Source organism: Persicobacter psychrovividus (assembly GCF_036492425.1).
In the GTDB taxonomy this organism is placed as follows: Bacteria; Bacteroidota; Bacteroidia; order Cytophagales; family Cyclobacteriaceae; genus Persicobacter; species Persicobacter psychrovividus.
This window is the reverse complement of record NZ_AP025292.1, coordinates 3,206,680-3,216,249: the sequence shown is the minus strand read 5'-3', so window position 1 is coordinate 3,216,249 and position 9,570 is coordinate 3,206,680. Positions and strand designations below refer to the sequence as shown.

General features: G+C 43.4%; 8 protein-coding genes. 1 reads left to right on the top strand and 7 read right to left on the bottom strand.

The window, feature by feature from the left end; genetic code table 11:
- Positions 1–20: 20 nt before the first annotated feature.
- The 4 genes from AABK40_RS13860 to AABK40_RS13845 are packed head-to-tail and all read right to left on the bottom strand — an operon-like array spanning position 21 to position 3,311.
- Complete coding sequence (locus AABK40_RS13860; RefSeq protein WP_338397323.1) at positions 21–1,802, bottom strand: ABC transporter substrate-binding protein; 1,782 nt, start codon at positions 1,800–1,802, stop codon at positions 21–23.
- 18 nt (positions 1,803–1,820) lie between these two features.
- Entirely contained in the window at positions 1,821–2,582 is a 762-nt protein-coding gene (locus AABK40_RS13855; protein ID WP_332919404.1) for an exodeoxyribonuclease III, read from the bottom strand.
- Between the two features lie 10 nt (positions 2,583–2,592).
- Complete coding sequence (locus AABK40_RS13850; protein WP_332919405.1) at positions 2,593–2,967, bottom strand: hypothetical protein; 375 nt, start codon at positions 2,965–2,967, stop codon at positions 2,593–2,595.
- Positions 2,964–3,311 carry a carboxymuconolactone decarboxylase family protein gene (locus AABK40_RS13845; protein WP_332919406.1) on the bottom strand — a complete coding sequence of 116 codons (348 nt, stop codon included), beginning with the start codon at positions 3,309–3,311 and terminating at the stop codon, positions 2,964–2,966. The genes AABK40_RS13850 and AABK40_RS13845 overlap by 4 nt, the downstream gene beginning before the upstream one ends.
- Before the next feature lie 233 nt (positions 3,312–3,544).
- Between AABK40_RS13845 and AABK40_RS13840 the strand changes: the two genes are divergently transcribed.
- On the top strand, positions 3,545–4,138 hold the full coding sequence (locus AABK40_RS13840) for a ComF family protein (RefSeq protein ID WP_332919407.1): 594 nt from the start codon (positions 3,545–3,547) through the stop codon (positions 4,136–4,138).
- Positions 4,139–4,199: 61 nt separating this feature from the next.
- Here AABK40_RS13840 and gldJ read toward each other — a convergent pair whose 3' ends face one another.
- The 3 genes from gldJ to AABK40_RS13825 form a co-directional block, all read right to left on the bottom strand.
- The gene (gldJ, locus tag AABK40_RS13835) at positions 4,200–5,393 is read right to left on the bottom strand and encodes a gliding motility lipoprotein GldJ (RefSeq protein ID WP_332919408.1); all 1,194 of its coding nucleotides are present in this window, start codon (positions 5,391–5,393) and stop codon (positions 4,200–4,202) included.
- Between the two features lie 166 nt (positions 5,394–5,559).
- The gene (gene mfd / locus AABK40_RS13830) at positions 5,560–8,919 is read right to left on the bottom strand and encodes a transcription-repair coupling factor (protein ID WP_338397322.1); all 3,360 of its coding nucleotides are present in this window, start codon (positions 8,917–8,919) and stop codon (positions 5,560–5,562) included.
- A gap of 253 nt (positions 8,920–9,172) precedes the next feature.
- Positions 9,173–9,544, bottom strand: coding sequence for a hypothetical protein (locus AABK40_RS13825; protein ID WP_332919410.1), 372 nt, complete (start codon positions 9,542–9,544; stop codon positions 9,173–9,175).
- Between the last annotated feature and the right edge of the window lie 26 nt (positions 9,545–9,570).

Here is a 9,570-nt window from a genome sequence, read left to right as displayed (position 1 = left end):
AATCATAAAATAGGGAGCAATTAATGCTCCTGAACGGCAGAAATCTGTTGATCGGTATGTGGTTTAAAATATACTTCACTAAAATCCCGAAACTGCATGGGGTTGTTCGGGAAGTTTTCGACTTCGGTTTTTACCAGTCGGTAGCCTTCATCGTACCATAGGGGAACAATCGGGGCTTGGGTCATGAGGTAGTTCTCCGCTTTTTTAAAGTATTTGTTGGCTTCGTCGATAGAGCTGGCATTAATGGCCTGATCGAACAAAGCGTCATATTTTTTATCTTTAAATCGGCCAATATTTGGGACCGACTGTGCGTTTGGACTGTCAGGGACATGGTCACCATAAAACTGCCAAAGGAAGTTTTCTGGGCTCGGGTAATCCGCCAACCAGGCAGTTCGAACGAGACTAAAATCCCCACTGAAGCTTTTTTCCAACAATTGGGAGAAAGGCAAAATTTGCAGTTCGAGATTGATATTTAAATGATCTTTCAGCTCCTTTTGAATTTCCAGCGCCACGAAAGTATTCCGATCGCCTTCGGCATTCAGCATAATTTTAATGGTTGGAAATGGGTTTTTCCGATTGTAACCTGCCTTTTGCAAATAGTATTGTGCAGAATCCAAATTCAGTGTAAAACCATTGATATTATTGATTTTGTAGTTTTTAAATACTGGAGGAGTTACACCGTGCTCGGCAGGTGCGTAGCCTTCCCCATTAAGTACAAAATCTAAAATACGGTGGCGGTCAATGGCAAAATTGATGGCTTTGCGAACATTGATATCTTTGAAAACACCCTGATCATTTCTGAAAGTCAGGTACTGGGAAATCATTTCAGGTACACGTTGTAAAACATAATCCTGTGGTACATTCATCCCTTTTTGCGCTGCTTCTTCAAGGATCTCAATAATGTATTCTGTAGGCAGTCGGTAAACCATATCGAGTTTGCCTTTTTTAAACTCCAGTAACTCTGTTTTTTTGTCTTTGATAAAAGACATTGAGAGCGCATCGAGAAAAGGCAATGGGTTACCGAACTGATCGTTACGATGATAATGAAGGTTCTTTTTCAGAATGACCGATACGTCTTCATCAATATTGCTCAGGAAAAACGGGCCTGTCCCCACAGGGTGAGTGCGTACATCCAGGCCATATTTTTCAACCGCTTCATGTGGGTAGATATAAGCGGCTGGCCTTGCCAAAGCCACCATAAACAGGGCATTTGGCTTTTGAAGTGTTACCTGAACGGTATATTTGTTCAATACATTCACCCCTTCGAGTGGCTGGTTTGGTTTTTGACCATTGGCAGAAGCGGCATAATATTCTTTGGCACCGAGAATCATGTCTTTAAAGGCGGCAAAGTTTTTATTCTGCAGGTTCTGTGTACATAGCTGAGTCAGGCAATAGCGAACATCTTCAGCAACGAGTTCGCGGCCTTTACCTCCAAAACAAGGGTCGTCGTGGAAAAACACCCCTTGCTTCAGGTGGAAGGTATAAACGGTACGGTCATCACTCAACTCATAGTGATCAACCAACAGCGGTTTAATATTGGAAATATCACTTTGATCGAAAGTAAACAACCCTTCAAAAATTGGATTTGCAACACGGTAAGAATAGGCGTCGGTAATTGAAGGAGGAAAAAGGGTTTTGATATTTTCGGTTTCGTTCAAACGAAATACCCCCCCGTAATTTCGCCCACCTTTCGCTTCTATGTGGTGGCTCATTTCGTCATTTTGACCTTCCTGCCCAATGCCACAGGCAGTCAGCAGTAAAAGGCTCAACAGCGGTAAAATGATGCTCTTGCAAATATTCATGATGTAGGGTTAGTTTTCTTATTCTATTTCTAAATACACAGGGCAATGATCTGAGTGCTTCACCTCTGGTAGAATCTTGCCATCTTTCATTCGGTCTTTCAAAGGTGTGGCAACCATAAGATAATCAATTCGCCAACCTTTGTTTCTCTCTCGGGAAGCCGCTCTGTAACTCCACCACGAATAATGGTGAGGTTCAGGTTGGAAAGCCCTGAAACTATCAACGAAACCACTTTCAATAAATTTAGTCACCCATTCTCTTTCTTCAGGTAAGAAACCAGAAGTTTTTTTATTTTTTTCAGGGTTATGAATATCTATTGAGGTATGGCAGATATTGTAATCCCCACAAATAATCAGGTGAGGTAACGTTTTTTTGAGCTCATCAGTGTATTGCTGAAAGTCAGCCAGCCATTCCATTTTGAACGCCTGGCGAAGATCGCCACTTGAACCTGAAGGCATATAGGTATTGATTACCGAGCAGTGCTCAAAATCTACACGAATAACGCGGCCTTCATTGTCATATTTTTCAATACCACAGCCATACTCCACATGCTTAGGGGTTACCTTTGTAAGGATGGCCACGCCACTGTACCCTTTTTTCTGTGCCGACATCCAGTAGACCTCATATCCGAGTGCTGACCAGGGTGTGGTATCAACTTGTTCCTGTTCAGCTTTCACCTCCTGCAGGCAAAGCACATCAGGCAGTTCGTCAGCCAGCCAGTCATTGAAGCCCTTCTTTATGGCAGCACGGATACCGTTGATATTGTATGAAATTATCTTCATCAGAAATTAATCAAATTTGTGGAGGATTTAAGTCAAAATCGAGTTCTTTTTCAAAATACTCAATGATGTGCATTTTTAGTAATTTTTCCTGTTCAAGGAGGTCAAATTGTGGCAAAGGTTTATTCACTTTCCAATGTGGCCACCCATCCTGATCGATACTTTCCAAAATGTAATAGTCCGAAAAGCTCAGCACCTTACAAATGGCAATGTGCATCAGGTCTTGCTTTTCTTCTTTGGTAAATCGGGCAAAGCCTTTGCCAAGCTCCTGTACACCAATAAGCAACAGCACTCCATTGAGGTCTTTTGGGCGGACATCAAGCCTGCTTTTCAACTCAGAAAGGAGTTTTGCCCAGGCACGGGCAAGGTCAAGGTCTTTTTTTATCATTGGTCTTGGTTTTCAAGCAATTCCCAGTACTCTACCGCACGGCGCAGTTCAGGGATCACGATGGTACCACCAATCAGGTTGGCGATAGAAAAAATTTCAAACACCTCTTCTTTGTTCACGCCAAGTTTGTGAACAGTTTCAAGGTGATATTTAATACAGTCTTCACAGCGCAGCACCATGGAGCATGCCAGGCCGATCATTTCTTTGGTTTTTACATCAAGCGCACCTTCAGCGAAGGTATTGGTGTCTAAATTAAAAATACGCTTGATAATTTTATTATTTGCGCCCAAGATTTTTTCATTCATCTCGCCGCGATATTGGTTGAATTTTTCTATTTCGTTCATAGGATTTTGATTGTGATTGGCAAAGGTAAGAAATTGAATATAAAGAATGCAAAAGATGATGATTGCTGAAATGTTTCCCCTCACCATACGCTTAATATTATTATGGGGAAGCGCTAAATTCGTGAATGCTCAAGGTAAGCAGAAACGATATGAAGAACCTCTTTAATGGACTGATACAGCTCTTTTTTCCTCGATACTGTCTGTGTTGTGACAGATTTATACCTCATGAAAATATGTTTGTGTGTATTGACTGCCAAATGGACCTTGGAAAAAGTATGGTTCCCCTGGAGGCGGAGCGTGCGCGTATTTTTGGAGCCTACCCTCAGGTACAGTCTCTTGATATCGCTTATACTTATCTAAAATCTGCCAAAGTTCAAAAGCTGATTCACCATTTGAAATATTACGGGTACCCAGAAATAGGTAGGCTGATGGGTACTCGACTCGGAGGGCAGTTTCAGGACCGGGGACTTAAGGTGGATTATATTGTAGCGGTTCCCATTCATTGGAAAAAGAAAAAACAACGGGGCTATAATCAATCGGAAATTATTGCTCAGGGGGTTTCGGCTGTAACGGCGATACCTATTCACGGACAAGTGGTAAAAAAGGTAAAGCACAATACTTCCCAGACCCGAAAGAATATTGAACAACGCCGAAAGAATGTTCGGTCAGTTTTTCAGGTGAATCCAAAGCTGAATCTGAATGGAAAGTCCGTTCTACTGCTGGATGATGTGCTGACCACAGGAGCTACGCTTGAGGCCATCATTATTTTGCTGATTGAAGCATATCCAGAAATTAAGATTAGTGTTGCCGTATTGGCGATGGCTTAAAGTTCAGGGCAAAAAAAAGAGGTGCACGAGGCACCTCTAAGTATTTTTTTATCTGCTGAAATTAGTAGTTAGAACCAGCTCTGATCATTGCACAACGGAAACCGATTGTAGCAGTTGCTGAATCTTGCTCTAAATAACGGCGCGTACCAGGGTTCAACCAATAGGCAACATCAGCCCAAGAACCACCCTTGTATACACGGGTATGGTCAGAGATTAAAGAGTTGGCATTAGCATAGTCGTATTTTTTCTCATCATCCAAGAATCCATCACGACGAACAGGGTTCAAATCTTCCATATCCTGGTAAGAAAGTGGACGATAAACATCCAATACCCATTCGTTAACATTACCTGCCATATTGTACAGACCGAAATCATTCGGTGGGTAATCGTAAATTGAAGCGGTAATCATGGCGCCATCATTTAGCTTACCCGCGATACCTGCATAATCGCCACGACCTCTTTTGAAGTTGGCCAAGATCTGTCCCATTTGTTTTCCGTAAGGATTACGAACAGCGTGACCATCCCAAGGGTACTGACGGCGGTGTGTGTTGTTTTCATCCATCCACTGTGTACCAATCAAAGCTTGAGCGGCATATTCCCACTCTGCTTCTGTAGGTAGTCGGTAATCAGGCAATACAACACCCGACTCCAAAGGAATACGACCACCACCTTCAGGTAGGTCTTCCCCAGCATCTTCTGCCAATTTGTAATTGACAATCGCCGTTCTCCAAGTACAGTAATCCATTGCTTGCTCCCAGTTAATTCCCACAACAGGGAAGAAACGGAAACCAGGGTAACGGAAATAGTGATTCACATAAGAATCATTATAAGCTAAACGCTTTGCCCAAACGGTAGTATCCGGTAAGGCAGAACGATAAAATTCCTGAGAGGAATCCTGATTCACAAAGTGCGTATATTCCAACCAGTGAATATTGGCGATCTCGGTTTCATCCATATAAAAGGAAGCCACAGTAACGGTTCGCTCAAGGTTGTCCCGAGAGTTCATTACATCTTCCTCAAAAGAGCCCAGTACAGTTCGGCCTCCTTCGATAAAGACTAAGTTTGGACCATCTGGCTGACCACGGAAATCGTTCACTTTGAAACCGTCGTCGTCATTATATTCCAAGCCCGTAGCTGTGGAAATTCTTCCAGGACTGGAAGCGGTAGGTTGAGTGCTGGTATTACAGCTGACACACAAAAAAGCGAGTACCACTGCACATGCCACACCACTAAAGATTGACACAAAATTTTTCATAACCTGTTTTTGATCTTCGCATGATAGATTGCTAATATAATTATAAGGAATTTTGTTAACAAACCAAGTAAGTTATCCACTTATAATATTTCTATCGGGGCGTAAGTTAGCAATAATCAATTTATTATTAATGAAACTGTTATAATATTAATATGTTATTTAAATTTTAGGGGCAAAAAATTGCTTTCATAGTGTTATACGCAGCCTCTATGCTCTCAATAGGTTCAAAGCTGACCAATAATTTTTCTTTTATTTCTTTAATCTGACATTGTTTTGGGTGCTGACCAACATAGGCCAAGATTGCCCCAAAGAGCTCTGACTGGAAGTACTCCTGATTTTCCTGTCCAACGAGGTAGGCTTTCATTTTATGATTTTTAACGATCAGTTTTTCAAAGCCCAATGATTGTGCGTGGTCACGGAGTTTTACCGCTTGGATCAATGATGCCACGGCATCGGGAAGTGGTCCAAAACGGTCAGTGAGGTTAGTTACATATTCCGAAAGTTGTTCCGAAGGCAGCTTGTCCAGCTGACTGTAAATATTGAGTCTTTCGGCTGTATTGGCAATATATTGCTCAGGAATAATGATCTCAAGATCAGTTTCAAGGATGCACTCTTTCGCGGGCTTTTGGGCCTGTGTGGGCTGGTCGGCAAAGAGCCCTTTATATTCGGGTGCTTGCTTAAGCTCATTCACTGCCTCGTCGAGAATTTTATGATAAAGCTCAAAGCCGAGATCGGTGATGAAACCACTTTGTTCGGCCCCGAGCAGGTTCCCCGCACCACGAATATCCAAATCACGCATAGCAACTTTAAACCCATCGCCTAAGTCTGTAAATTCTTCTAAAGTGCTTAATCTCTTACGTGCCTCAGCGGTTAGTGTACTTGTTGGCGGAGAAAGTAAGAAACAAAACGCTTTTTTATTTGATCGGCCAACCCTTCCCCGCATTTGGTGTAAGTCAGAAAGGCCAAACATGTGTGCTTGATTGATGATGATGGTGTTGGCGTTGGGAATGTCCAGGCCGGATTCAATGATGTTGGTAGAGATCAGGACGTCTTTTTCACCTTCAACAAAGGCGGTCATGATTTTTTCGAGTTTCACCCCCTCCATTTGCCCGTGAGCAATGCTGATGCGCGCGTCTGGCACAAGCCTTTGAATGAGTCCCGCTATGGCCTCGATATCCCCCACCCGATTATGAACAAAGAATACCTGGCCACCACGACGCAATTCAAAATCTACAGCATCACGAATAACGCGGTCGTTGAAGGTATGTATTTCTGTGGTTACTGGTTGACGGTTGGGTGGAGGTGTTCCGATAACACTCAGGTCCCGGGCGCCCATCAGTGAGAAATGCAAAGTTCTCGGAATAGGTGTGGCAGTCAGGGTCAGCACATCAACATTCACACGGAACTGTTTGAGCTTGTCTTTGACCTTCACGCCAAATTTTTGCTCTTCGTCAATAATCAGCAAGCCGATGTCTTTAAATTCAACATCTTTATTAACGATGCGGTGGGTGCCGATAAGGATGTCCACCTTGCCCTCTTTAAGGTCAGCAAGTGTTTCCTTGATCTGCTTAGTGGTACGAAACCTGTTGATGTAATCCACCCGCACGGGCAGGTTACCCAATCGCTCAACGAAGGTCTTGTGGTGCTGCATCGCCAAAATGGTGGTCGGTACCAATACGGCGACTTGCTTTCCATCGGCAACAGCCTTGAAAGCGGCACGGATCGCGACCTCCGTTTTACCGAAGCCTACATCACCGCAAACGAGCCTGTCCATAGGGTAAACGGCCTCCATGTCTTTTTTTACATCGGCGGTAGCTTTGGCCTGGTCGGGGGTGTCTTCATAAATAAAGGAAGATTCGAGTTCGGCCTGCATGAAAGAATCCTCGCCGAAGGCATAACCTTCAACTTCTTTTCTTTTGGCATATAGGGCGATCAGGTCTTTGGCAATATCCTGTACCTTTTTCTTGACCCGAGCTTTTTTCTTCTCCCATTCCGACGAGCCCAATTTGCTCATTTGGGGGGCGGTCCCTTCTTTTCCAGTGTATTTGGCAATTTTGTGGAGGGAGTGAATGCCCACAAAAAGCATGTCATTGTCACGGTAGATCAATCGAACGGATTCCTGAGAGCGGCCCTTGACTTCTACTTTTTCCAGACCCGCAAAACGCCCGACGCCGTAATCAACATGCGTTACGTAATCTCCGGTTTTCAGGCTCCGAAGTTCTTTGAGGGTCAGTGCTTTAGATTTAGAGAACCCTTGCTTGACCTTGTATCGGTGGAACCTTTCGAAAATCTGATGATCGGTATAGCAAAGCAAGTTTCGGTGTGTATCGATGAAACCTGCACGTAAAGCAATCGGAGAAGCCTTAATGGGCAAAGCAGGAGCGAGTTCTTCAAGAATGCTGATCAGCCGATCCATCTGTTTGGGTACATCGGCAACCAACACACAGTCGAGGTGTTGTTCGTGATGCTTGGAAAGATCTTCGACAAGCAGGTTAAAATCTTTGTTGAAGTGTGGCTGTGGCTTGATTTCAAAAGGGAATGATTTTTCTGCCAACTGACTGAACCGGTTGCCGAATTCAATGGCTGAAAAGTTGGTAAACTCTTTTTGAAATTGCGTGAAATTCAAGAACAGTTGCTCCGGAGGAGTGAGTATTGAGGTGCCCCCTGCAGCGGCGGTTTTTTCCTGATAGATTTCCTGAGCCTGTGCATAAATATTATCGAGGGTATTTTCGAGCAGTTCAAAATCTTTGATCCAAAGCAGGGTTTCGGGAGGCAAAAAGGAAAGTAAGGAAATCCATTGTTCTGTTTCCTCAATATTACTTTTGATATTTGGGATCAAGCTGACGGACGCTACCTTGTCTACCGAAAGCTGTGTTTCTGGGTTGAAGGTCCGAATGCTGTCGATTTCATCTCCAAAAAGTTCCAGGCGGTAAGGCAATTCATTCCCAAAGGAGAAAACATCAATGATTCCCCCACGGATTGCAAACTGCCCCGCTTCGTAAACAAAATCGGTAATTTCAAAGCCAAATTCAAGCAACAGCGATCGGAGCGTTGCCACGTCCACCTCTTCGCCAATGTTGCACCGAAAGGTATGATCTTCCAGGCTTTCTTTGCTGATCACTTTTTCAGTAAGTGCTTCAGGGTAGGTTACAATAATGGGTTGTTTGGCCTGCTGATCATTAATCTTATTGAGGGTTTCTGCACGCAATAAAATGTTGGCATTCTCGGTATTTTCGGAATGGTACGGCTTTTTGAAGGAGGCAGGAAACAACATGATGTCCTGTGAAGCAGGAAGGATGCTTTGGAGATCGTTCTGAAAATAGGCAGCCTCTTCCCGATCGTGTAGAATAAACAACTGCGGTGCTCCAGATAACTGACTTACCGCAGCACTAACCAGGGCGTCTGTACTTCCGACAAGCCCTTTCAGTTCAATATTCGCGCGGTCATTTTCTTTGAGGTAAAGTTGTATGTGCTGTATGAGGCTGTCCTCGGTGTAATTTTTTAGCAATTCTTCCCTGCTAATCATGCTTTTTTTCTCAATAGGTAATAAAAAGAGGGGCTGCCGCACAACTCTTTTCTTAAGTCAGGACACCGATTTATGGATGTGCTGTTTTCCGTGAGAGAATTACCACGTCTGTTAAAAAAAGTCCTTTTGATGCTGATGTACCATGCGGACATTTTCAAACAGTTCGGGCTTCTACCCGATGAAAACAAACTCCAAAATAAAATTAGGTGATGAATTACGAAATGCTCAATGATGCAACAGCCCCTTTTGTTTTTTAAAGATTCAATAAATCTATTTCTTTCTCAATCATTATAGGAACTTTAATCGGTACCCCCATTGTTTTTACTTTGGCGTAGCCCGTAAACCTTCCTACGATAGGTTTGCCTCCCATAAAGTTAAGTAAAGCACCTTTGAATACTTTATCCTGAATGGTTTTTGTGGGTACCATCACTTCAATGGGGATATCGAATTCGCCTTCAGGAGGCATTGGGAGGTCATATTCCTTGTCGATTTGGCCCACTTGAGATTGGTCCAGCTCAAGGATCAGGTTGAGGGCCGTTAGGGTAATTTTATTTTTATTGGGGTTGTACAGCCGTACCTGAGCATTCATGGAAACCATGTCGTTTTCAGCAGGGCTAAATTCCATGTCGTGAATACCTTTAAAAACAGGTG